Here is a 23,620-nt window from a genome sequence, read left to right as displayed (position 1 = left end):
CACGAGGACCCCCGTCGCACGACGGGGGTCCTGGTGCCTGGACGATCTCCAGTGGCAGGTAGAGGATTCGAACCTCTGTAGGCTGTGCCGGCTGATTTACAGTCAGCTCCCTTTGGCCGCTCGGGCAACCTGCCGGGCCGTGCGGAAGGATAGCAAGGCACGGACTTCACCACGAATCGCCGGGGGGCCACGACGGGCACCCCCTCAGGAGGGACACAGACATGGCTGACTCGAGCTTCGACATCGTGAGCAAGCTGGACCGCCAGGAGGTCGACAACGCGCTGAGCCAGGCCGCGCGCGAGATCGCGACGCGCTTCGACTTCAAGGGAACGGGCGCGAGCATCGAGTGGAAGGGCGAGAAGGCGATCGAGATCACCGCCTCGGCCGACGACCGCGCCAGCGCGGTGCTGAGCGTCTTCCAGGACAAGCTCATCAAGCGCGACCAGAGCCTGAAGATCCTCGACGCCTCCGAGCCGCGCCAGTCCGGCCAGGTGTCGAAGATCGACATCACGCTCAAGGAGGGCATCACCTCGGAGGATGCGAAGAAGATCTCCAAGCTGATCCGCGACGAGGGCCCCAAGGGCGTCAAGGCGCAGGTGCAGGGCGAGGAGCTCCGCGTCTCGTCGAAGAAGCGCGACGACCTCCAGGCCGTGCAGCAGCTGGTGAAGTCGCAGGACTACGACTTCGCGGTGCAGTTCACCAACTACCGCTGACCTGCTCCGGGCGGGTCCTGCGGGGGCTACTTCTGCAGGACCGTCCGGAGGAAGCCGACCGCGGCGACGGGGTCGTGGGGAAGGTGGTGGGCCGAGAGGCTCTCGGCCACGTTCTGGGTCGCACCCCGGCCGGCGACGAAGACCGGGTGCTCGGCGGCCAGGCGCGAGATGGAGGTCGCCTCGGCGGTGAACGCCGTGGGGCGGGTGGCGGCCAGCACGACCGCGTCGGCACGCGAGGCCCGCGCGGCAGCGGCGATGGCGGGCATCGGGGTGTCCGCCCCGAGGTAGCGCGACCGGGCGCCGCCCTCCCCCAGCAGCAGCGAGAAGCAGAGCAGGACCAGGTCGTGCCGCTCGCCGGGCGGGCAGGCGAGCAGGATCACCGGGCCGTCGCCCGTCGCGTCCGCGCTGCCCGGTCGGCCGGAGAAGGCCAGCAGCCAGCGGCGGAGCATGTTGCTGATGAAGTGCTCGTGGGCGACGGAGAGCCGGCCCTCCTCCCAGCGGTCGCCCAGCTCGCCCAGGAACGGCAGGACGACGGTCATCACGGCGTCGTCGAGGGGACGCTCGAAGAGCAGGTCGGCGAGGGTGGTGTCGGCGACCTCGCCGTCGTAGGTCTCGACCGCAGCCCACAGCCGTTCGGTCGCCGCCAGGGCGGCCGGGAGGGTGGAGGTCACTACCTGACTCTAGAGGGTGCCGCCAGACGGCGGCACCCTCCCTGGGGGCGGGGCGCCGGTCAGCCGACGGCGCTCATCGCGGGGACCACCGCGGCGCCGGGCGCCGGGGTGATCCAGACGGTGCTGCCCTCGTGCAGGTCGAGGGAGCGGGCCTCGGCACGCGAGAGCACGACGCTGACGTCCTCACCGGCGACGGTGAGCACGTTGAGGCGCACCTCGAAGCCGACGCGGAGCATCCGCGACACCGTGCCCTCGGTGGAGCCGGCCAGCACGGGCGTGACGGACACGTCGACGTCGTGCGGACGCAGCGCGACGCCGCCGAGCTGGGTCACCTCACCCAGGAACGACATCACGAAGTCGTTGGCCGGGGTGTCGTAGAGCGCGTCGGGCGTGCCGACCTGCTCGACACGGCCCTCGTTGATGACCACGATCTCGTCGGCGACCTCCATGGCCTCCTCCTGGTCGTGCGTCACGAACACCGTCGTGACCGGCACCTCGTCGTGCAGGCGGCGCAGCCAGTCGCGCAGCTCCTTGCGGACCTTCGCGTCCAACGCGCCGAACGGCTCGTCGAGCAGCAGCACGGTCGGCTCGACCGCGAGCGCGCGGGCCAGCGCCATGCGCTGTCGCTGGCCGCCGGAGAGCTGCGAGGGCATCCGGTGGCCGAACTGCGAGAGGTGCACGAGCTTGAGCAGCTCGTCGACGCGCTCGGCGACCTGGGCCTTGGGCTTCTTGCGGATCTCCAGGCCGAAGGCGACGTTCTTCGCGACGGTCATGTGCTTGAAGACGGCGTAGTGCTGGAACACGAAGCCCACGTTGCGCTTCTGCGGGGGCAGGTGCGTGGCCTCCGTGCCCTCGATCGACACCGTGCCCGAGTCGGCGGAGTCGAGGCCGGCGATGATGCGCAGCAGGGTGGACTTGCCGCCGCCCGACGGGCCGAGCAGGGCCGTCAGCTGACCGGACGGCAGCGAGACGCTGACGTCGTCGAGGGCGACGAAGTCACCGAACCGCTTGTTCAGGTTCTTGACCTCGATGCTCACTTCTTCTCCTTCAGGGGTTCTGCGTGCGAGCCCTCGCTGGGTCGCAGGATGGCGACGACGATCAGGCACAGGACCGACGCCACGACGAGGAGGAGCGACACCGAGTAGGCGACGTCCTCGTGGAAGTTCTGGTACTCGCGCTGGACCAGCAGCGTCGCGGTCTCCATGTCGCCGATGCTGCGACCGGCGACGATCTTGACCGCGCCGAACTCGCCCAGCGAGCGCGCCAGGCTCAGCACGACGCCGTAGACGATGGCCCACTTGATGCCGGGCAGGGTGATCCGCCAGAAGGTCTGCGGCCCGCTGGCCCCCAGGCTCCGGGCGGCCTGCTCCTGCTCGTCGCCCATCTCCTCCAGCACCGGGACCACCTCGCGGATGATCAGCGGCAGGACCACGAAGCAGGTGGCCATGACGATGCCGGGCGTGGCGAAGACGATGTCGATGCCGCGGTCGTGCAGCCCCTCGCCGAGCCAGCCGTAGCGCGGGTTGTAGACGAGCACCAGCGCGAGGCCGACGACGACCGGCGAGACCGACAGCGGCAGGTCGATCAGTGCGGAGAGGATCCGCTTGCCGGGGAAGTCGTAGCGCACCAGCAGCAGCGACATGCCGACGCCGAAGACGAGGTTGATGAGCACGGCGACGACCGAGACCCGCACGGTCAGCCACAGCGCGTGGGTGACGTCGGGGTCCGACAGCGCGCGCTGCATGCCGCCGAAGCCGTCGGCGAAGGTGTTCTTGGCGATCAGGCCGGTCGGCCAGGCGACCAGCAGGAGGAGGTACGCCACGACGACGACCCGCAGCACCCACGTGATGGTACGGGAGCGGTTCCCCACCGCGCTGCTGACGCTAGCCACGGCGGGCCAGCCTTCGCTGGGTCACGTCGAGCACGACGATCGCGAGCAGGGCGACCAGCAGCATGATCGTGGCGAGCGCCGCGGCCGCGGGACGGTTGCCGCCCTCGAGCAGCGACGCCATGCGGTACGACGTCACCTCGGTGCGGTTGGGCAGGTTGCCCGACAGCAGCACGAGCGAGCCGTACTCGCTGATGCCGCGCGCGAAGGAGAGTGCGGCGCCGGCGAAGATCGCCGGCACCAGCGTCGGCAGGACGATCCGGCGCAGCACGGTCAGGCGGCTGGCGCCGAGCGAGGCGGCGGCGTCCTCCACGTCGGTCTCCATCTCCTCGAGCACCGGCTGGACCGTGCGCACGATGAAGGGGAGCGTGACGAAGGCGATCGCGAGGAACACGGCCTTGCGGGTGTTCTCGAACTCGACCCCGAGCGGGCCCTGGCTGCCGTAGAGGGCGAGCAGGACGAGTCCGGCCACGATGGTGGGCATCGCGAAGGGGATGTCGATGACCAGGTCGAGGACGCGCTTGCCCCAGAAGCGGTCGCGCACGAGCACCCAGGCGATGAGGGTGCCCATCACCATGTTGATGACGGTGGTCAGCGCGGCGACGCCGATGGTGAGCTGGAGCGCGTTGAGGGTCTGGCTGTTGGTCAGCGCGGACTTGTAGGTGCCCCACCCGCCGCCGGAGGCCTCGACGACCACGGCGGAGAGGGGGATCAGGACCAGGAGGCTGAACCACAGCAGCCCGACCCCCAGGCCGAGACTGGCGCTCGCGTTCAGCGTGCGCGGCCGAACCGACCGGCGCTTGCGCGCCGGCCGGTTGGCCGTGAGGGTCGTGGTGGCCACGATCAGCTGCCCACCCCGGAGTCGGCCTGGATCTCGGTGATGATGCCGAGGGTGTTGCCGTCCTCGCCGTCGCCGAAGAACTTGTCGTTGGTCTCGCCCCAGCCGTTGAAGTCACCGTCGATGGTGAGCTCGGTGGCGGGCTCGGGGAAGGCGTCGGCGGGGTCGAGGGCGCCCTCGACCTGCACCTCGCCCACGTCGACCAGCGGGCGGAAGCCGAAGCCCGCGTAGAGCTTCTGGCCCTCCTCCGACCTCTGGAAGTCGAGGAAGTCCTGCGCCTGGTCGGGGGCGTCCTCGGTCACGGCGCAGGGGTTCTCGATCAGCAGGGTGGTGTCGGGGACGACGTAGTCGAAGTCCTCACCGTTCTGGCGGGCCAGGATGGCCTCGTTCTCGTAGGAGAGCAGCACGTCGCCCTGACCCTGCGTGAAGGCGGTGGTGGCGTCGCGGCCCGAGTCGGGCAGCGCGGAGACGTGCTCGAAGAAGTCCTTCATGTACGCCGCCGCGTCGTCCTCGCTGCCGCCGTCGGAGATGACCGAGCCGTAGGCGGCGAGCAGGTTCCACTTGGCCGAGCCCGACGAGGCCGGGTTCGGGGTGACGATCTTGACGTCGTCCTTGACCAGGTCGTCCCAGCTGTCGATGTTCTTCGGGTTGCCCTTGGGGACGACCATCACGACGACGGACTGGGTGCAGATGCCGTTGGTGTCGTTGTCCTTCCAGTCGTCGGCCACGATGCCGGCGTCGACCAGGCGGGTCATGTCGGGCTCGAGGGAGAAGTGGACGAGGTCGGCGTCCTGGCCGTCGACGACGCCGCGGCTCATGTCGCCCGAGGCGCCGTAGGCCGGGCCGTCGAAGGTGACGTCCTTGCCCGCGTCGGTCTTCTGGAAGGCCGAGAAGGCCGCGTCGTTCGGGGTCTCCATGACGGAGAAGCCCACGACGGACAGGTTGGTCTTGCCGCCGTCGTCACTTCCGGAGTCCGCGTCGGCGGAGCAGGAAGACAGGGCAAACGCTCCGGCGAGGGCGACCGCTACGGCGGCACGTGAACGGATCTGCATGGGGGGTACTCGACTTTCGTGATCGGGCTGCAATGTCGAGAAAGATACATGACTTTATGAACCGTAGTGGCATTGTCTGGACCGTTCCCGCGTGTCGCGCGCCACACCACCCACGCACCGCGCCGGCACGGCCTCGCCCGAGCGTCTCCCCACGGCGCTCACCGGGCCCCCGGGAACGCCCACGAGCCGGGAGCGGGCGTCCGCTCCCGGCTCGTGCCGTGCTGCCGTCGCGAGGGACGGCGACGAGGTCAGCCGGCCAGGCCGCTGCTGACGGCGCTGATCAGCTCACCGTTCGCGGTGTCGCCCGACAGCTCCCAGAAGAAGGCACCCGCGAGGCCCTGCTGCTTGGCCCACGCCATCTTCGAGGTGATCGTCGCCGGGGTGTCGTAGCTCCACCACTGGTCGCCGCACTTCGCGTAGGCCGTGCCGCCCACCGTGCCGGTGGCGGGGCAGCGCTGCTTGAGCACCTTGTAGTCCTCGATGCCCTGCTCGTAGGTGCCGGGCGCGGGCCCGGTGGCCGAACCGCCCGGCGCGGACTGCGTGACCCCCGACCACCCGCGGCCGTAGAAGCCGAGACCGAGGAGCAGCTTGGAGGACGGGACGCCCAGCGACTTCAGCTTCGCGATCGCCGTGCTCGCGTCGAAGCCCTGCGTCGGGATGCCGGCGTAGGAGGTGAGCGGGGAGTGCGGGGCCGTCGGCCCCTGCGCGGCGAAGGCGCCGAAGTAGTCGTAGGTCATCGGCATGTACCAGTCGACGTACTGCGCGGCCTGGCCGTAGCCGCCCTTCTCGATCTTGCCGCCGGAGGTGCCGTCGGCGGTGATCGCGGCGGTGACCAGGTCGGAGCCGAAGGCGCCGCGCAGGGCCTGCATCAGCCGCGGGAAGGCCTGGGTGCCGCTCGTGTCGCAGGACAGGCCGCAGGCGTTGGGGTACTCCCAGTCGATGTCGATGCCGTCGAAGACGTCCGCCCAGCGCGGGTCCTCGACGAGCGCGCGGCACGACTGCGCGAAGGCCTGCGGGTCCTGGGCGGCCTGGGTGAAGCCGCCCGACCAGGTCCAGCCGCCGAAGGACCAGATGATCTTGAGGTGGGGGTACTTCGCCTTGAGCTTGCGCAGCTGGTTGAAGTTGCCGCGCAGCGACTGGTCCCAGGTGTCGGCGACGCCGTCGACGCTCTGCGCCGCGGTGTAGGCCTTGTCGTAGTCGGCGTAGGAGTCGCCGATGGTGCAGCGGCCGTTCTGCACGTTGCCGAACGCGTAGAGCAGGTGCGTCAGCCTGGCCGCCGAGCCGGACGTGTCGAGGTCCTTGGCGTGGAAGTTGCGCGCGTAGGTGCCCCAGTTGGTGAAGTAGCCGATGACCTTCTTGCCGCTCGTGGCCGGGGGCGTCGTGGTCGGGGGCGGGGTGGTCGGCGGGGTCGTCGTGGGAGGTGTGGTCGTCGGCGGGTCGGTGGGGGTGGTGCCGCTGCACGCGCCCTGGTCCTCCCACACGCCCCACTGGCCGGTCGTCCCGGGCACCTCGTTCTGGGTCCACCACTTCGCGCGGTAGGTGCGTCCGGAGTAGGTCACCTGGTTGCCCGCGGTGTAGACGGCGCTCGCGCTCCAGGTCGGGGCGGTGCAGGTGGCGGCGGACGCGGCCGGCAGGCCTGCGGTGCCACCAGCGAGCGGCAGGAGCGCCGCGGTGGCGACCACGGCCACGAGCAGGCCGAGGAGACGGCGCAGGCGCCGTCGCGGGGGTGCGGCGATCGGACTTCTGGGCTGGCTGGACGACATGGATCCTCCCGAGTGGACGACGGGCGCGGACGCGCCACGGGATCGAACCTAGGGACGGTGTGACCTGCGCCACAAGGGGTTAGTGAGTTCTCCTTACTAATAACGGACGTCGATTAGTGCACCGGGCTTACAAATCCGCAGGTCACGGCCGCGTGGGCGTCTCCGGCGCGACGCCGTACGCGTGCGCCCCGTGTCCCACATCGTGGACACGCCGCCGGCTCCACCTGCTCGCTCGGGCGGCATGAGCCTCGTCACACCTCGCGCGGGGACCGCGTCCCACGTGGCAGGCAGGGCCGTCCGGCGCGGCACCGGCGGCTATCGTTGACGCTTGTGGTAGCCCCCGAGAAGCAGGTCAAGCAGCTCGACCGCGTCATCATCCGGTTCGCCGGCGACTCCGGCGACGGGATGCAGCTGACCGGAGACCGGTTCACCCAGGAGACGGCCGCGTTCGGCAACGACCTGGTCACCCTGCCGAACTTCCCGGCCGAGATCCGGGCGCCCCAGGGCACGCTGCCCGGTGTCTCGTCGTTCCAGGTGCACTTCGCCGACCACGACATCCTCACCGCGGGCGACGCCCCCGACGTGCTGGTCGCGATGAACCCCGCCGCGCTCCGCGCGAACCTCGGCGACCTCCCCAAGGGCGCCACGATCATCGTCGACACCCACGACTTCACCGCCCGCAACCTCACCAAGGCCGGCTACACCACCAGCCCGCTGGAGGACGACTCCCTCGACGAGTTCGCCGTCCACACCGTCGACCTCACGGGCATGACGGTCGAGGCGGTCAAGGAGTTCGGCCTGTCGCGCAAGGACGCCTCGCGGGCCAAGAACATGTTCGCCCTGGGCCTGCTGTCGTGGATGTACGGCCGTCCGACCGAGACCACCACCGACTTCCTCGCCAAGCGCTTCGCCAAGGTGCCCGACATCCGCGACGCCAACATCACGGCGTTCCGGGCGGGCTGGAACTTCGGCGAGACGACCGAGGCCTTCGTGGTGCGCTACGAGGTCAAGCCGGCCCCGATGCCGCCCGGCACCTACCGCAACATCACCGGCAACCTGGCGCTCGCGTACGGGCTCATCGCCGGTGGCGTGCAGTCCGGGCTGCCGGTGTTCCTCGGGTCCTACCCGATCACCCCGGCCTCCGACATCCTCCACGAGCTCAGCAAGCACAAGGGATTCGGCGTCACGACGTTCCAGGCCGAGGACGAGATCGCGGGCGTGGGCGCCGCGATCGGCGCGTCCTTCGCCGGCCACCTCGGCGTGACCACCACGTCGGGCCCGGGCGTCGCGCTCAAGTCGGAGGCGATCGGCCTGGCGGTGATGACCGAGCTCCCGCTCGTCGTCGTCGACGTCCAGCGCGGCGGTCCCTCCACGGGCCTGCCGACCAAGACCGAGCAGGCCGACCTCCTGCAGGCGATGTTCGGGCGCAACGGCGAGGCACCGCTGCCGATCGTCGCCCCGCGCTCGCCCGGCGACTGCTTCGACGCCGCGGTCGAGGCCGTGCGGATCGCGATCACCTACCGCACGCCCGTGATGCTCCTCTCCGACGGCTACCTCGCCAACGGCTCCGAGCCCTGGCGGATCCCCGGCACCGACGAGCTGCCGGCGATCGACCCCGCGTTCGCGACCGAGAAGAACCAGGGCTCCGGCGACGACGCGGAGTTCTGGCCCTACCTCCGCGACGAGGCCACGCTGGCTCGCCCGTGGGCCGTGCCCGGCACCCCCGGGCTCGAGCACCGCATCGGCGGTCTCGAGAAGGGCGACGGCCACGGCAACATCTCCTACGACCCGGCCAACCACGACTTCATGGTGCGCACCCGCCAGGCCAAGGTCGACCGCGTCGCCGACTCGCTGCCGCCGCTGGAGGTCGACGACCCGAGCGGCCAGGCCAAGGTGCTCGTCCTCGGCTGGGGCTCGACCTACGGCCCGATCGGTGCCGGCGTGCGCCGGGTGCGCCGCGCCGGCTACCACGTCGCCCAGGCGCACCTGCGCCACCTGAACCCGTTCCCGAAGGACCTCGGTGAGGTGCTGCGCCGCTACGACAAGGTGCTGGTGCCCGAGATGAACCTCGGCCAACTGTCCCTGCTGCTGCGCGCCGAGTACCTCGTCGACGTCGTCGGCTACAACGAGGTCCGCGGGCTGCCGCTCAAGGCTGCCGTGCTCGCCGACGTCATCGGCGGCCTCGTCGCCGAGGCCGAGGGCGTCGACGTCGACCTCACCGTCCCCGCGCCCGAGGAGGGCTCCGATGACTGACCAGACCACCGACCTCGGCATCCCCGCCTTCCGCTCCGGCACCGACGGCGTGCCGGCGCTCGATGCCGACGCGCCCCGCCAGACCGGCAAGGACTTCACCTCGGACCAGGAGGTCCGCTGGTGCCCGGGCTGCGGTGACTACGCGGTGCTCAAGGCCGTGCAGTCGTTCCTGCCCGACCTCGGGCTGCGCCGCGAGAACATCGTGTTCGTCTCCGGCATCGGCTGCTCCTCGCGGTTCCCGTACTACCTCGACACCTACGGCATGCACTCCATCCACGGACGTGCGCCCTCGATCGCGACCGGCATCGCCACCGCGCGCGAGGACCTGTCGGTGTGGGTCGTCACCGGCGACGGTGACGCGCTGTCGATCGGCGGCAACCACCTCATCCACGCGCTGCGCCGCAACGTGAACATGACGATCCTGCTGTTCAACAACCGGATCTACGGCCTCACCAAGGGGCAGTACTCCCCCACCTCGGAGACCGGCAAGGTCACCAAGTCGACGCCGATGGGCTCGGTGGACCACCCGTTCAACCCGGTCTCGCTGGCGCTCGGCGCCGAGGCCAGCTTCGTGGCCCGCACCATCGACTCCGACCGCAAGCACCTCACCTCGGTGCTCGCCGCTGCCGCCGCCCACCGCGGCACCTCGCTGGTGGAGATCTACCAGAACTGCCCGATCTTCAACGACGGGGCGTTCGACGCGATCAAGTCGCCGGAGAGCAAGGCCGACGCCATCATCCCGCTGGTCCACGGCGAGCCGGTCACCTTCGGCGCCCCGCTCGAGGACGGCCGCGGCTCCAAGGCGCTCGTGCGCGACACCGTCGGCGGCGGCGTCAAGGTGGTCGCCACGGCCGACGTCGACGCCTCCGACGTCCTGGTCCACGACGCGCACCACCCCGACCCGTCGACCGCGTTCGCGATCTCGCGCCTCACCGACGCGGGCTACCTCAACACCTCACCGATCGGGATCTTCCGGCAGGTGGAGCGCACGACGTACGACGACGCGGCGCGCGCGCAGGTCGCGACGGCCAGCGCCGGGGCCGGGGACGACACCGCCGCCGACCGCACCGCCCGTCTGGCGGCGCTGATCGGCGGCGGCGACACCTGGACGGTCGTCTGACCCTCGGGTCAGCCGGCCGGCCGGTGGTCGGTGCCCGCGGGCATCAGAAGAACAGGAACCAGACCTTGCCCTTGGTGTTGCCGTAGCCGTTGGAGTGGTCGACCTTCGAGCGCCAGCGCCACGTGCCCTTGGCCGGGGCGTAGATCTTGGTCTTGAAGGTGCCGGACTCGTCGGTCTTGACCTTCTTGACGACCTTCCACTTGCACGACTTGCACGCCTTCTTGAGGATCTTCACCTTCTGGTCGGCGTAGGGCAGCAGGGTGCCGTCGGCCTGCGGCTCGCTCACGGTGCCCTTGAGCTTGAAGGCGTTGTAGGAGACCTGCTGCGGCTCCTTCTCCTCGATCACGCGCTTCGGAGCGGCGGCGGTGGCGCCGGTGCTGAGCGCGCCGGTCACGAGCACGGCGGCGACGAGCGCTGCCAGGACGGTGCGGAACATCCGCATGATGGAACTCCCCCTCGAGAGACGTAGACGAACAGGTCCGGGGTCCCGACCCCGGGCTCCCCCATCGTAGGCGACCGCACCGCCCTAGACTTCGCGAGTGCCAGACTCCCGCCGCGGACTGCTCCTGGGGGCGTCGGCGTACACCCTGTGGGGCATCTTCCCGCTCTACTGGACCCTGCTCGAGCCGGCCGGGGCCGTCGAGCTCCTCGCCCACCGCATCATCTGGTCGCTCGGCACGATGCTGGTCGTGCTCGTGCTGGCCCGTCGGGTGGCGCCGTTCAGGGCGCTTCTCCACCGGCGCCGCACGCTCGTGCTGCTCACCGCCGCCGCGGTCGTCATCTCGGTCAACTGGGGCGGCTACATCTGGGGCGTGAACAACGGCCGGGTCGTGGAGACCTCGCTCGGCTACTTCATCAACCCCCTCGTGACCGTCCTGATGGGCGTGCTCGTCCTGGGCGAGCGGCTCCGGAGGCTGCAGTGGGCGGCGATGGGCATCGCGCTGGTCGCCGTCGTGCTCCTCGCCGTCGACTACGGGCGGCCGCCGTGGGTGGCGCTCGTGCTCGCGTTCTCGTTCGGGACCTACGGCCTGCTCAAGAAGCAGGCCGCGGTCGAGGCGGTCGAGAGCATCACCTACGAGACGCTGGTCATGGCGCCCGTGGCGGCGGCGTACGTCGGCTGGCTCGTCGTCACGGGCCGCTCCTCCTTCGCTGGCAACGGCCATGGCCACGCGCTGCTGATGACCACCACCGGCGTCGTCACCGCCGTGCCGCTGATCCTCTTCGGCGCCGCGGCGATCCGCGTGTCGATGGTGTCGCTCGGGCTGCTGCAGTACCTCGCCCCGACCATCCAGTTCGCCCTCGGCCTCCTCGTCTTCCACGAGGCGATGCCCGCCAGCCGCTGGATCGGCTTCACCCTCGTCTGGCTCGCCCTCGTCGTCTTCACCGTCGAGGCCCTCCACCACCGCCGCCGCCAGCTCCGCCTCGTCGCCCACGCCAGCGCGGCCTGACCACACCTGGCCGCGGGCTGTCTGCTTCTCCACAGGACGCTTTCCCAGCAGCGACGGGTGTCGGACCCTTCGCCTAGAATCGAACACATGATCGACACGCGAGTGGGACCGGAGCAGGCGGAGGTCACCGATGACCTCACCGCCTCCGACCTGCTCGCAGCCCTCCGCGACGAGCGCCGGGCAGAGGACGCCGCCGCTGCCCGTCAGCTCGACCTCGCTGCCCGCTGGGCCGACCTGCACCCGCCGGAGTCGATCCACCACGCCGCCGCGTTCACGGTCGCGGGCTCCGACCACGAGGAGCCCATCGCCGGCGACGGGTGTCCGCTGGTGACGGAGTTCTGCATCCCCGAGCTCGGCACCGTCCTGGGGATCTCGACCACGGCGGCGAAGAAGCTGATCGGACACGCGCTCGAGCTCCGGCACCGGCTGCCTCGCCTGTGGGCGCAGGTGCACGCCGGCCGGGTACCCGCGTGGCGGGCGCGGCTGGTGGCCGAGACGACGATCCACGCCGTTCCGGCGCTCACCCCCGAAGCAGCGGGATGGATCGACCGGCAGGTCGCCGCGGTGGCGGGCAAGGTCGGGACGGCGCAGCTCGATCGGCTCGTGGCCGAGGCCATCAAGCGCTACGACCTCGCCGCCGACCCGCGGCCCGACTTCGAGGCGGGTGAGGACCACGAGGACTTCGAGGCCGACCACTACCTGAACTCCGACCGCCGGCACGTCACGTTCGACACGAGGCACGTCCACTACGACGGCCTGATGCGCATGGAGGCCGAGCTCGACCTCGCCGACGCCTACGACCTGGACGCGGCGATCCAGCACGGCGCCGCGGCACTGAAGGCACTCGGGTCCACGGCACCCTTGGGCGCGCGGCGCGCCGCCGCGCTCGGCGACCTCGCCCGTACCCAGACCGCCCTCGACCTCCACGCCCAAGGCACGCCCGCCCCGGCCCCGGCCAGTGAGAACCTGCCGGCCGCGCGTGAGGTCGTCCTCCACGTCCACCTCGACGCCGACGCCGCCGGTGAAGACACGGTCTTCGGCCCAACTGCCCGGCTCGGAAACGGGCAGCGCCTCGCGCTCCTCGACCAGGTCAAGGGCTGGTGCACGTCGTCGCGGACCAAGGTCACCATCCGACCCGTCCTCGATCTGAACGCCGACCTCACCACCGACGCCTACGCGATCCCCGACCGGATCCGCGAACACGTCGTCCTCCGCGACCGGACCTGCGTGTTCCCCTGGTGCACCCGCCCCGCCCGGGCCTGCGACATCGACCACATCACGCCGTACGACCACGACGCCGCTGCCGAGGACAGACCACAACCCGGCCCGACCGCGACCTCCAACCTCGCCCCACTGTGCCGCTCACACCACCGGCTCAAGACCCACACCGCCTGGCTATACGAACACCTCAGCCCCGGCGTCTTCGAGTGGACCAGCCCCCACGGCCACCACTACCTCCGCGACCGCGACGGCACCACCGCCCTCGACCCACCCGGGATCCCGCAGCCCCGCCGACCATGACCCCGCCCCACACCCCGCCACCCACCCGGTGACGGGGCGACAGGCACGTCGACGTCTGCAGACCCCATCTGCCGACGTCGTGGTGCGTGGCGCGGTAGACATGGACCGTGGTCGAGGTGCGCGTGGAAGGGTCGGTCACCGACGCCGACGGTGACGAGGTGTGGTCGGTCTACGACCCGGTCTTCGGCGACCAGCCGGACCAGGCGACGTGGCGCACGTCGGTCTGGGACCGACACACGGCCCGCGACGGCTTCCGGCTCGCGCGGGCGTGGGACGACGGAGTCCTCGTCGGGTTCGGGTACGGCTACACGGGCCGCTCCGGCCAGTGGTGGACCGATCACGTCCGGACGACCCTCGCACCCGACGTCGCCGACTCCTGGCTCGACGGTCACTTCGAGCTGGTCAGCATCGGCGTCCTGTCGTCCGCCCGCGGCCGCGGCACCGGCCGCGCACTCCTACGAGCGCTGCTTGCGGGGCTCCCCCACGAGCGCCTGCTCCTGATGACCACCCCCGACCCGGACGACCCGGCCCGCCGGCTGTACGCCGCGGAGGGCTGGACCGTGCTCGGTCCCGGCACGAGCGACCGCACCGTGGTGATGGGCCGCCGCACCCGTCCTGCACTGTCAGGCTGACGACGTGACGACCCCGGCGCGGTAGTCCAGTGGCAGGACGCTGTCGCCGGGCTGCCAGCACGACGTTTTGCCACTGGACTACTCCACGAGGGGGCGGCCGCGGGCCGCGCTCACGCCACCCGACCGACGGTCCCCCCCGGCGCGGTAGTCCAGTGGCAGGACGCTGTCGCCGGGCCGCCCGCACGACGCTTTGCCACTGGACTACCCCACGAGGGGGCGGCCGCGGGCCGCGCTCGCACCACCCGGCCGACGGCCCCCCGGGTGCGGTAGTCCAGTGGCAAGACGCTGTCGCGAGGCCGCCCGTACGACGCTTTGCCACTGGACTACCCCGAAATCAGGGGTGGGGGCGGGCGGGCGGGGTCCGGTCAGGCGGTGCGGGTCGCGACGGTGTCGGCGAAAGACTCCAGCGCGGTGCGGACCGGGCCGGGGTCGAGGACCTCGAGGAGCTTCTTGGCCTGCGTGGCCTGGCCGAGGACGTACTCGCGGGCCTCCTGCATGGCCGGGTGGGCGCGAAGCAGCCCGAGGGCCTCGGCGTGCTCGGAGTCGTCGGTCAGCGGCCGGCCGAGCAGCTCGAGCAGCCGCGCGTCGGCGGGGTCGGTCGAGGCCTGCGCCATCAGGACGGGGAGCGTGGGCACGCCCTCGCGAAGGTCGGTGCCCGGCGTCTTGCCCGAGGTGACCGACTCGGAGGCGATGTCGAGGATGTCGTCGGAGAGCTGGAAGGAGGAGCCGACGATCTCGCCGTAGGCCGACAGCGCCTCCACGACCTCCGGTCGCGCCCCGCCGAACATCGCGCCGTAGCGCGCGGAGGTGGCGATCAGCGAGCCGGTCTTGCCGGCGACGACCTCGAGGTAGTGCTCGAGCGGGTCCTCGCCCGGGCCGGGCTTCACGGTCTCCAGGATCTGACCCTCCACCAGTTGGGTGAAGGTGCGCGCCTGGATCCGTACGGCGTCGGGGCCGAGGTCGGCGGTGAGCTCGGAGGACCGGCCGAAGAGGAAGTCACCGGTGAGGATCGCGACCAGGTTGTCCCAGCGCGCGTTGGCGGTGTCGGCGCCGCGACGCAGCGCCGCCTCGTCCATCACGTCGTCGTGGTAGAGCGAGGCCACGTGGGTCAGCTCCACCACGCAGGCCGCGGTGTTCACCTCCTCGGCGTCCGGGTGCGTCCCCGCCTCGGCGGCCAGCAGCACCAGCAGCGGCCGGAACCGCTTCCCGCCGGCCATCATCAGGTGCGTGGCGGCCTCGGAGACGTAGCGGGTGCGACCCTTGCAGTGCTCCGCCAGCAGCTCCTCGATGCGCGCCAGGCGCTCGACGAGCCGACGCTCGAGATCGGCGTCGACGACGGGGAGTGCGAGGGGCGAGTCGGTCACCTGATGAATTCTCCAGCAACGGCCGCGAGGTCGAGCACCGGCCCCGGCAGGATGCCGAGTACCAGCGTCACGGCGGCACCGACGGCGATCGTCGTCGCGGTCAGCACCGACGGGTACGTCACGCTCGGACCGTCACCGACGGGCTCGTCGAAGAACATCACCTTGATCACGCGGACGTAGAGGAACACCGCGATGATGCTCGCCAGGACGGCCGCGACCACGACCGGCCACGCACCGGCGGCGAGCGCCACGGAGAACACCGCGAGCTTGCCGACGAACCCGGCCGTGAGCGGGATGCCCGCCAGCGCGAGCAGGAAGAAGGCGAAGACCGCCGCCACGACCGGCGACTCCTTGCCCAGCCCCGCCCACCGCTCGATCGCGGTCGTCTCGCCCCCGCTGTCGCGCACCAGGCCGACCACGGCGAACGCGCCGATCGTGGCGAAGCCGTAGGTGGCGAGGTAGAAGAGCACGGCCTGGAGCGAGGTGAGCTCGCCGTCGGCGAGCTGCGCGGAGCCCTGCAGGCCGATCACGCCGGTGAGGATGAAGCCGGTGTGGGCGACCGAGGAGTACGCCAGGAGCCGCTTGATGTCGGTCTGCGTGGTGGCCAGCACCGCGCCCACGAACATCGAGAGCACCGCGATGACCCACAGCACCGGCTGCCAGGACCAGCGGTCCGCGCCGAGAGCCACGTAGAACAGGCGCAGGATCGCGCCGAAGGCCGCGATCTTGGTGCCGGCGGCCATGAACGCCACGACCGGGGTCGGGGCGCCCTGGTAGACGTCGGGGGTCCACGCCTGGAACGGCACCGCACCCACCTTGAAGAGCAGCCCGACCGAGAGCAGGCCCGTGCCGATGAGCAGCAGCACCGAGCTGTCGACGTCGTTGCGCACCGCCTCGTTGATCGCCGCGAAGTCGAGCGAGCCCGCGAAGCCGTAGACCAGCGCCGCGCCGTAGAGGAAGAAGCCTGAGGAGAACGCCCCGAGCAGGAAGTACTTCAGCGCCGCCTCCTGGCTCAGCAGGCGGCGACGACGCGCCAGGCCGCTGAGGAGGTAGAGCGGGAGCGAGAGCACCTCGAGGCCGACGAACATCGTCAGCAGGTCGTTGGCGGCCGGGAACAGCATCATCCCGAACACCGCGAACATCAGGAGCGGGTAGACCTCGGTGTGCTCGCGGTGGGCGGCGATCGCCGTGGTCTCCGCGTCGGTGCCCGGAACGGCGGCGGCCTGGCCGGCGAACGCCGAGACGCCACCGTCGAGGTGCCGCTCGGCGAACAGCAGCACGCCGCCGATCGCCAGGGCCAGGATGAGTCCCCAGATGAACAAGCTCGGCCCGTCGACCGCGACCGTGCCGCCGACGGCGAGGACGCCGCGGGCGGCACCGTCGTCGTAGGACTTGACGTCGCGGGCGATGACCACGACGCCGACCAGCGCGGCCACCAGGCCCGCCAGCGCCAGCACGACCTGCGCGACGTAGCGCGCGGCGCGGGGCGCGAACGCCTCCACGACGACGCCGAGGCAGGCGACGGCGAAGACGACCAGCAGCGGCCAGAGCTCGAAGTACTGGATGGTGGGCTTCACGAAGTCGGTCACTGGGGACCACCCTCCTGGCCGAGGCCCACGCTGGCGAGCGAGTCGTGGACGTAGGGGTTGATGACGTCGAGCAGCGGCATCGGGTAGAAGCCGAACAGCACCAGGGCGAGCACCAGCGGGGCGACGATCCCGACCTCACGCCGGTCGAGGTCGGCCACCGGGGCCATCCCGACGCGGTCCGGGCCGGTCATCGTGCGCTCGTACATCCAGAGCGCGTAAATCGCGGCGAGCACGATGGCGAGGACCGCCACCGAGCCGGCCAGCCAGTGGTGGTCGAAGGCGGCGATGATCACCATGATCTCGGAGACGAACGGCGACAGGCCGGGCAGGCCGCAGGCCGCGAGCCCGGCGACGAGGAACGAGCCGGCCAGCAGCGGGGCGTGCTTCTCCACCCCGCCCATCTCGCGGATCGACGCCGTGCCGGTGCGGTGGATGAGGAAGCCGGCCACCAGGAACATCAGCGCGGTCGCGATGCCGTGGTTGACCATGTAGAGGATCGCGCCCGTCCCGCCCGTGGCGTTGAAGACGAAGATGCCCAGCACGATGAACCCGAAGTGCGACAGCGACGTCAGGCCGATCAGGCGCAGGACGTCGTCCTGGCCGATGGCGATCAGTGCGCCGTAGACGATCGAGATCAGGGCGAGCACCACGACCACCGGCGTCGCCCACTGCGACGCGTCGGGCAGCAGGCCCAGGCAGTAGCGCAGCATGCCGAAGGTGCCGATCTTGTCGAGCACGCAGACCAGCAGCACCGAGGTGCTCGGCGTCGCCTTCTCGCTCGTGTCGGCCAGCCAGGTGTGGAACGGGAACACCGGCGCCTTGATCGCGAAGGCGATGAAGAAGCCGACGAACAGCCAGCGCTGCGTGATCGGGTCGATGTCGAGCGCCGCGAGGTCGCTGACCAGGAAGCTCGGCGTGCCGGCGTCGGCGGACACGACGTAGAGGCCGATGACCGAGGCGAGCAGCACCAGGCCGCCGGCGAGCTGGTAGACGAGGAACTTCGTGGCCGCGCGGCCACGCCCGGTGCGGCCGAACCCGCCGATGAGGAAGTACGCCGGGATCAGCGTTGCCTCGAAGACGATGTAGAAGAGGAAGACGTCGGTGGCGGTGTAGACGAACAGCGACATCGCCTCGAGCGCGAGGACCCAGGCGAAGTAGGAGCGGGCGCCGTTGTTGCCAGGCTCGTCGCTCTCGCGCCACGACGCGAGCATCACCGGGGGCACGATCGCGACGGTCAGCAGCACCATCAGCAGCCCGAGGCCGTCGACGCCGAGCGCGTAGTGGACGCCGAGCGCCTCGATCCAGGTGTAGGTCTCGGTCAGCTGCATGCCGCCGCCGAGGTCGTACTGGCTGGCGACGACGAGGCCGTAGACCAGCCCCACCAGCGAGAACGCCAGGCCGACCGGCCGGACCAGCGCGTGCGGCACCAGCAGCACCGCGAGCGCGCCGACGAGCGGCAGCAGGACAAGGACAGTCAGCATCATCCGACATTCACCGCCAGGAGAGCGAGGACGACCAGCAGGGCGCCACCGAGGAGGGACAGGGCGTAGGAGCGGACGAAGCCGTTCTGCACGCGGCGCAGCGTGGTGGAGATGCCACCGACCCCGGCGGCGCCACCCATGACGACGCCGTCGATGCCGGCCCGGTCGAAGGTGGTCAGGCCGGAGACCAGGGAGGCGCCGGGGCGGACGACGACGCCCTCGTTGATCGCGTCGCCGTAGAGGTCGGCGCGGGCGGCGCGGGTCGCGAAGGACACGTCCTGCGGCGCCACGCGGGGCACCTCGCGCCTGCCGACCAGGAACCACGCGGCCGCGACGCCGATGACGACGACCACCACGATCATCAGCGTCACCAGCCACGCGGACACGGGCGGGTTCTCGTGCTCGACGTGTCCGGTGACCGGCTCGAGCCACTCCACGATCCAGTTGCCGAGCAGGAGCACGCCGCCGAGCACGGAGAGCGCGGCCAGGACGATGAGCGGGACGGTCATCACCTTGGGCGACTCGTGCGGGTGGACGTCGGCCTCCCAGCGCTTCGTGGTGAAGAACGTCATCAGCATCAGACGGGTCATGTAGAAGGCCGTGATGCCGGCACCGAGCACCGCGAGGAGGCCGATGAAGAGGTTCTCGGTGAGCGCGGCCTCGATGATCCGGTCCTTGGACCAGAAGCCGGAGAAGCCCGGGAAGCCGATGATCGCGAGGTAGCCCATCGCGAAGGTCAGGAAGGTGACCGGCATCGCCGTGCGGAGCGCGCCGTAGTGGCGCATGTCGACGTCGTCGTCCATGCCGTGCATCACCGAGCCGGCGCCGAGGAACATGTTGGCCTTGAAGAAGCCGTGGGTCAGCAGGTGGAAGATCGCGAACGGGTAGCCCACCGGGCCGAGGCCGGCGGCGAGCATCATGTAGCCGATCTGGCTCATCGTGGAGCCGGCGAGCGCCTTCTTGATGTCGTCCTTGGCGCAGCCGAGCACCGCACCCCACAGGAGCGTCACCGTGGCCACGACCACCACCGCGGTCTGGGCGACCGGGGTGAGCTCGTAGATGAAGTTGGCGCGGACCACGAGGTAGACCCCGGCGGTGACCATGGTGGCGGCGTGGATGAGCGCCGACACCGGGGTCGGGCCCTCCATCGCGTCGAGCAGCCACGCCTGCAGCGGCACCTGGGCGGACTTGCCGCACGCGCCGAGGAGCAGGAGCAGGCCGAGCGCGTTGAGGGTCGCCTGGTCGGCCTCGCCGGCGACCTGGCTGACCGCGCCGTAGTCGACGGTGCCGAAGGTGGCGAACATCAGCGCGATGGCCAGGGTGAGCCCGATGTCACCGACGCGGTTGATGACGAACGCCTTCTTGGCCGCGGCGGCCGCCGAGGGCTTGTGCTGCCAGAACCCGATGAGGAGGTAGGACGCGAGGCCGACGCCCTCCCAGCCGAGGAACAGCCCCACGAAGTTGGCCGAGAGGATGAGCGTGAGCATCGCGGCCACGAAGAGGTTGAGGTAGCCGAAGAAGCGGCGACGGCGCGCGTCGTGCTCCATGTAGCCGATGGCGTAGACGTGGATGAGCGAGCCCACGCCGGTGATCAGCAGCAGGAAGAGCGCGGCGAGCTGGTCGTAGAGCAGGTCCATGCCGACGCGGAGCGAGCCGGTCTCGAACCAGGTCCACAGGTGCTGGCCGACCTGGCGCTGGTCGGCGTCGCGGCCGAGGAGCGAGACGAACAGCACCAGGCTGAGCACGAAGGAGGCGGCCGCGAGCGCGGTGCCGAGCAGGTGCCCGGTGCGGTCGACGGTGGCGCGCAGGCCGGCCGGCAGCAGCGGGGTCACCGCGAGCAGCAGCACCGCGCCGAGCAGCGGGAGCGCGACGACCAGCCAGAGCAGGTCGAAGACGCCGCCCGCGCCGGTGTCGGGGGCGACCACCGGCGCGTGGTGGCCGGCCTCGGCCGCCAGGGCGACCGAGTGGGTGAGCAGTGGGTTCACGTCAGCTCCCTCAGTACTTCAGCAGGCTGGCGTCGTCGACCGAGGCCGAGCGTCGGGTGCGGAAGATGGTCATGATGATGGCGAGGCCGATCACGACCTCGGCGGCCGCCACGACCATCACGAAGAACGCGGTGATCTGGCCGTCGAGGTTGCCGTGCTGCCGGGCGAAGGCGACGAACGCGAGGTTGCTGGCGTTGAGCATCAGCTCGACGCACATGAACACCACGATGGCGTTGCGGCGGGTCAGGACCCCGACGCAGCCGATCGTGAAGAGGATCGCGGACAGGACTACGTAGTGGGTCACTTCTCCACGTCCTCCTCGGTCGTGGCGGGGGCGCCGAGCTTGCCGGAGGTCTCCGGCGACCGCGCCGGGTCGCCGATCTGGCGGCGCACCTCGTCGATGTCGTCGGCCATCGCCGGGGCGGAGCGGACCGTGCCGCGCGCGGCCAGCACGCGCGAGACCGACGACTCCGCGGCGGTGCCGTCGGGCAGCAGCGCCGGGGTGTCGACCGCGTTGTGGCGGGCGTACACGCCGGGCGAGGGCAGCGGGCCGGGGTGCTTGCCGTGCTCGGCGTAGTCGCGCATGCGCTGCGCGGCGAGGTCGGCCTGCGAGGCGCGCGGCGTGAGCCGCTCGCGGTGGGCCAGGACCATCGCGCCGAGCGCCGCGGTGATGAGCAGCGCGCTGGTCGCCTCGAAGGCGAAGACGTACCGGCTGAACAGGATGTTGGCAATCGCCGGCACGTTGCCGCCGGCGTTGGCGTCGTCGAGCCCGACGACCGTGCCGAGCGTGACCTGGCCCAGGCCGACGACCAGCACGGCACCGAAGACCAGGCCGAGGCCGACGGCCATCACGCGCTGGCCGCGGATCGTCTCCACCACCGAGTCGGAGGTGTCGACGCCGATCAGCATCATCACGAAGAGGAACAGCATCAGGATCGCGCCGGTGTAGACGATGATCTGCACCGCGAAGAGGAACGGCGCCTCCATCACGGCGTAGAGGAACGCCAGGCAGATCATCACCACGGCCAGCAGGAGCGCGGCGTGCACGGCCTTGCGGACGAACAGGATGCCGAGCGCGGCCGCGACCATGATCGGCGCGAGGATCCAGAACGTCATCGCGTGGTCCCCCTGTAGTAGTCGCCCTCGTCGTCGCCGAGGCGCATCGGGTGAGGCGGCTGCTCCATGCCGGGCAGCAGCGGGGCGAGGAGGTCGGACTTCTCGTAGATCAGGTCGGCACGGTTGTCGTCGGCCAGCTCGTACTCGTTGGTCATCGTCAGCGCACGCGTGGGGCACGCCTCGATGCACAGCCCGCAGAGGATGCAGCGCAGGTAGTTGATCTGGTAGACGCGGCCGTAGCGCTCGCCGGGGCTGAAGCGCTGGCTGTTGCCCTCGGCGTCGGGGGCGTCGCTGTTGGAGGCACCCTCGACGTAGATGGCGTCCGCCGGGCACGCCCAGGCGCACAGCTCGCAGCCGATGCACTTCTCGAGCCCATCGGGCCAGCGGTTGAGCTGGTGGCGGCCGTGGAACCGCGGCGCGGTCGGCATCTTCTCGAAGGGGTACTGCTCGGTGACGACCTTCTTGAACATCGTCCGGAACGTGACGCCGAAGCCGGCGATCGGGTCCCAGGCCGCCTTGAGGCCCTTCGAGGGCTGGTTCGGGTCACTCATGGCTCTCCTCCGCTGCGGCGGTGACGGTCGTGCGGCCCGTGCTGAACGTGAGCGGCGCGGCGGCACCGCGCACGGCGCCACCGGTCGGCATCGGCGGGACGGGGAACCCGCCGGCGAACGCGTCGTGCGGCGCCTCGGCCGCCTCGTCCACGCCGGTGCCCTTGTCCTTGCCCTCCCCGACGAACATCAGGCCGAGGGTGAGGACGAGCAGCACCGCGATGGCGGCGACGAGGTAGGTGCGGTTGACGTTGCCCTCGAGGGAGATCACCCGGATGGCGGCGACCGCGACGATCCACGCCAGCGAGACCGGGATGAGGACCTTCCAGCCCAGCGCCATGAACTGGTCGTAGCGCATGCGGGGCAGCGAGCCGCGCAGCCAGACGAACAGGAAGACGAAGAGGAAGACCTTGCCGAAGAACCAGAGCAGCGGCCAGTAGCCGGAGTTGGCGCCGTCCCAGATGTTCTCGATGCCCCACGGTGCGGCCCACCCGCCGAGGAAGAGCGTCGTGGCGATCGCGGAGACGGTGACCAGGTTGATGTACTCGGCGAGGAAGAACAGCGCGAACTTCAGGCTGGAGTACTCGGTGTGGAAGCCGCCGACGAGCTCGCCCTCGGCCTCGGGGAGGTCGAAGGGCGCACGGTTGGTCTCGCCGACCATCGAGATGACGTAGATGACGAACGACGGCAGCAGGATCAGGCCGAACCACAGCCGGTCCTGCGCGGCGACGATCTCCGAGGTGGACATCGAGCCGGCGTAGAGGAAGACCGCGACGAGCGCGAGGCCCATCGCGACCTCGTAGGAGATCATCTGCGCGCTCGAGCGCAGGCCACCGAGCAGGGAGTACGTCGACCCGGACGACCAGCCGCCGAGCACGATGCCGTAGATGCCGATCGAGGCGATCGCCATCACGAAGAGCACCGCCACCGGCATGTCGGTCAGCTGCAGGGGCGTGCGGTGGCCGAAGAAGTTGACCTCCGGACCGAACGGGATGACGGCCCAGGTGACGAACGCCGGGACGGTGGCGATGACCGGCGCGATCAGGAAGACCACCTTGTCGGCGGCCTTGGGGACGATGTCCTCCTTGAGCGCCAGCTTCACGCCGTCGGCGAGCGACTGCAGCAGGCCGAAGGGACCGTGCACGTTGGGCCCGACGCGGTGCTGCATCCGGGCCACGACCCGGCGCTCGAACCAGATGTTGAAGAGCGTCAGCACGACCAGGACGACGAAGATCAGGACGGCCTTGAGGAGGATCACCCACCAGGGGTCCTGCCCGAACTGGCCGAGCTCGGCGTCGGGGAGGTCGGCTGCCAGCGGCAGGATGCTCATCACTGCGAGGCTCCCTTCAGGGTCACCGTGCTGCCGGGAGAGGCGAGGTCGGCCCACACGCCCCGGCCGAAGGACCGGGCCGGGACCCACACCACCTCGTCGGGGAGGTCGGCGACCTCGACCGGCAGCGTCACGCTGCCACGGTCGCCGGTGAGGGTGGCCGTCGGCGCGCCGTCGGCGGCGTCGAGCATGCCGAAGAGCGCGTCGTAGGAGGCCCGGCTGACCCGGGCGACCGGGCGGCGGGCGGTGGCGCGCAGGTGCAGCTCGTTGTCCTGCATCGACCCGAGGTCGAGCAGCTGCTTCCACGT

21 protein-coding genes, 1 tRNA gene and 1 pseudogene are annotated in these 23,620 nt (G+C 70.7%); 6 read left to right on the top strand and 17 right to left on the bottom strand.

Features of this window, described 5'->3' with window-relative positions:
• Window positions 1-52: 52 nt before the first annotated feature.
• Window positions 53-134, bottom strand: a tRNA-Tyr gene (locus tag ACFFJG_RS13260).
• 87 nt (window positions 135-221) lie between these two features.
• Between ACFFJG_RS13260 and ACFFJG_RS13255 the strand changes: the two genes are divergently transcribed.
• A complete protein-coding gene (locus ACFFJG_RS13255) occupies window positions 222-713 on the top strand; it encodes a YajQ family cyclic di-GMP-binding protein (RefSeq protein WP_179619569.1) in 492 nt (163 codons plus the stop codon).
• Window positions 714-739: 26 nt separating this feature from the next.
• Here the strand turns inward: ACFFJG_RS13255 and ACFFJG_RS13250 are convergent, their stop codons facing one another.
• From ACFFJG_RS13250 to ACFFJG_RS13225, 6 genes are all read right to left on the bottom strand, one after another.
• Complete coding sequence (locus tag ACFFJG_RS13250) at window positions 740-1,384, bottom strand: cobalamin B12-binding domain-containing protein (protein WP_378519199.1); 645 nt, start codon at window positions 1,382-1,384, stop codon at window positions 740-742.
• Window positions 1,385-1,443: 59 nt separating this feature from the next.
• Window positions 1,444-2,421 carry a sulfate/molybdate ABC transporter ATP-binding protein gene (locus tag ACFFJG_RS13245; RefSeq protein WP_378519198.1) on the bottom strand — a complete coding sequence of 326 codons (978 nt, stop codon included), beginning with the start codon at window positions 2,419-2,421 and terminating at the stop codon, window positions 1,444-1,446.
• The gene (locus ACFFJG_RS13240) at window positions 2,418-3,254 is read right to left on the bottom strand and encodes a sulfate ABC transporter permease subunit (RefSeq protein ID WP_378519496.1); all 837 of its coding nucleotides are present in this window, start codon (window positions 3,252-3,254) and stop codon (window positions 2,418-2,420) included. Before ACFFJG_RS13240 ends, ACFFJG_RS13245 begins: the two co-directional genes overlap by 4 nt.
• Window positions 3,255-3,267: 13 nt before the next feature.
• A complete protein-coding gene (gene cysT / locus ACFFJG_RS13235) occupies window positions 3,268-4,113 on the bottom strand; it encodes a sulfate ABC transporter permease subunit CysT (RefSeq protein WP_378519197.1) in 846 nt (281 codons plus the stop codon).
• Between the two features lie 2 nt (window positions 4,114-4,115).
• Window positions 4,116-5,162, bottom strand: coding sequence for a sulfate ABC transporter substrate-binding protein (locus tag ACFFJG_RS13230; RefSeq protein WP_378519196.1), 1,047 nt, complete (start codon window positions 5,160-5,162; stop codon window positions 4,116-4,118).
• Window positions 5,163-5,410: 248 nt separating this feature from the next.
• Window positions 5,411-6,925 carry a glycosyl hydrolase family 18 protein gene (locus ACFFJG_RS13225; protein ID WP_378519195.1) on the bottom strand — a complete coding sequence of 505 codons (1,515 nt, stop codon included), beginning with the start codon at window positions 6,923-6,925 and terminating at the stop codon, window positions 5,411-5,413.
• 321 nt (window positions 6,926-7,246) lie between these two features.
• On the opposite strand from ACFFJG_RS13225, the gene ACFFJG_RS13220 reads away from it, so the two are divergent.
• Both ACFFJG_RS13220 and ACFFJG_RS13215 read left to right on the top strand, forming a co-directional pair.
• The gene (locus ACFFJG_RS13220) at window positions 7,247-9,178 is read left to right on the top strand and encodes a 2-oxoacid:acceptor oxidoreductase subunit alpha (RefSeq protein ID WP_378519194.1); all 1,932 of its coding nucleotides are present in this window, start codon (window positions 7,247-7,249) and stop codon (window positions 9,176-9,178) included.
• Entirely contained in the window at window positions 9,171-10,298 is a 1,128-nt protein-coding gene (locus ACFFJG_RS13215) for a 2-oxoacid:ferredoxin oxidoreductase subunit beta (RefSeq protein WP_378519193.1), read from the top strand. The genes ACFFJG_RS13220 and ACFFJG_RS13215 overlap by 8 nt, the downstream gene beginning before the upstream one ends.
• Window positions 10,299-10,341: 43 nt before the next feature.
• On the opposite strand, the gene ACFFJG_RS13210 is transcribed toward ACFFJG_RS13215, so the two are convergent.
• Window positions 10,342-10,734: a hypothetical protein gene (locus tag ACFFJG_RS13210; RefSeq protein ID WP_378519192.1), complete on the bottom strand. Its 393-nt coding sequence runs from the start codon at window positions 10,732-10,734 to the stop codon at window positions 10,342-10,344.
• Window positions 10,735-10,837: 103 nt separating this feature from the next.
• Between ACFFJG_RS13210 and rarD the strand changes: the two genes are divergently transcribed.
• The 3 genes from rarD (at window position 10,838) to ACFFJG_RS13195 (ending at window position 13,899) form a co-directional block, all read left to right on the top strand.
• Complete coding sequence (gene rarD, locus ACFFJG_RS13205; RefSeq protein ID WP_378519190.1) at window positions 10,838-11,746, top strand: EamA family transporter RarD; 909 nt, start codon at window positions 10,838-10,840, stop codon at window positions 11,744-11,746.
• 87 nt (window positions 11,747-11,833) lie between these two features.
• On the top strand, window positions 11,834-13,267 hold the full coding sequence (locus tag ACFFJG_RS13200) for an HNH endonuclease signature motif containing protein (RefSeq protein WP_378519189.1): 1,434 nt from the start codon (window positions 11,834-11,836) through the stop codon (window positions 13,265-13,267).
• A gap of 107 nt (window positions 13,268-13,374) precedes the next feature.
• A complete protein-coding gene (locus ACFFJG_RS13195; RefSeq protein ID WP_378519188.1) occupies window positions 13,375-13,899 on the top strand; it encodes a GNAT family N-acetyltransferase in 525 nt (174 codons plus the stop codon).
• Window positions 13,900-14,264: 365 nt separating this feature from the next.
• Here ACFFJG_RS13195 and ACFFJG_RS13190 read toward each other — a convergent pair whose 3' ends face one another.
• The 9 genes and pseudogenes from ACFFJG_RS13190 to ACFFJG_RS13150 all read right to left on the bottom strand — a co-directional run.
• The gene (locus ACFFJG_RS13190) at window positions 14,265-15,263 is read right to left on the bottom strand and encodes a polyprenyl synthetase family protein (protein WP_378519187.1); all 999 of its coding nucleotides are present in this window, start codon (window positions 15,261-15,263) and stop codon (window positions 14,265-14,267) included.
• The gene (nuoN, locus tag ACFFJG_RS13185) at window positions 15,260-16,852 is read right to left on the bottom strand and encodes an NADH-quinone oxidoreductase subunit NuoN (protein WP_378519186.1); all 1,593 of its coding nucleotides are present in this window, start codon (window positions 16,850-16,852) and stop codon (window positions 15,260-15,262) included. The genes ACFFJG_RS13190 and nuoN overlap by 4 nt, the downstream gene beginning before the upstream one ends.
• Window positions 16,849-18,333: an NADH-quinone oxidoreductase subunit M gene (locus tag ACFFJG_RS13180; protein WP_378519185.1), complete on the bottom strand. Its 1,485-nt coding sequence runs from the start codon at window positions 18,331-18,333 to the stop codon at window positions 16,849-16,851. Before ACFFJG_RS13180 ends, nuoN begins: the two co-directional genes overlap by 4 nt.
• Window positions 18,333-20,258 (bottom strand): NADH-quinone oxidoreductase subunit L, encoded by a 1,926-nt coding sequence (nuoL, locus tag ACFFJG_RS13175; protein WP_378519495.1) that lies wholly within the window; start codon window positions 20,256-20,258, stop codon window positions 18,333-18,335. Before nuoL ends, ACFFJG_RS13180 begins: the two co-directional genes overlap by 1 nt.
• Window positions 20,259-20,328: 70 nt before the next feature.
• Window positions 20,329-20,622 carry an NADH-quinone oxidoreductase subunit NuoK gene (nuoK, locus tag ACFFJG_RS13170; RefSeq protein ID WP_121141922.1) on the bottom strand — a complete coding sequence of 98 codons (294 nt, stop codon included), beginning with the start codon at window positions 20,620-20,622 and terminating at the stop codon, window positions 20,329-20,331.
• A complete protein-coding gene (locus ACFFJG_RS13165; RefSeq protein ID WP_378519184.1) occupies window positions 20,619-21,434 on the bottom strand; it encodes an NADH-quinone oxidoreductase subunit J in 816 nt (271 codons plus the stop codon). Before ACFFJG_RS13165 ends, nuoK begins: the two co-directional genes overlap by 4 nt.
• The gene (gene nuoI / locus ACFFJG_RS13160) at window positions 21,431-21,985 is read right to left on the bottom strand and encodes an NADH-quinone oxidoreductase subunit NuoI (RefSeq protein ID WP_378519183.1); all 555 of its coding nucleotides are present in this window, start codon (window positions 21,983-21,985) and stop codon (window positions 21,431-21,433) included. The genes ACFFJG_RS13165 and nuoI overlap by 4 nt, the downstream gene beginning before the upstream one ends.
• Complete coding sequence (gene nuoH, locus ACFFJG_RS13155) at window positions 21,978-23,312, bottom strand: NADH-quinone oxidoreductase subunit NuoH (RefSeq protein ID WP_378519182.1); 1,335 nt, start codon at window positions 23,310-23,312, stop codon at window positions 21,978-21,980. Before nuoH ends, nuoI begins: the two co-directional genes overlap by 8 nt.
• Window positions 23,312-23,620, bottom strand: a pseudogene (locus ACFFJG_RS13150) (NADH-quinone oxidoreductase subunit G); the annotation flags it as partial. The pseudogene ACFFJG_RS13150 and the gene nuoH, both read right to left, overlap by 1 nt.

It is taken from the genome of Nocardioides zeicaulis (assembly GCF_042432345.1).
GTDB classification, from domain to species: Bacteria; Actinomycetota; Actinomycetes; order Propionibacteriales; family Nocardioidaceae; genus Nocardioides; species Nocardioides zeicaulis.
Note: the sequence above shows the minus strand (reverse complement) of the source record. Positions and strands in the feature narration are given on the sequence as shown.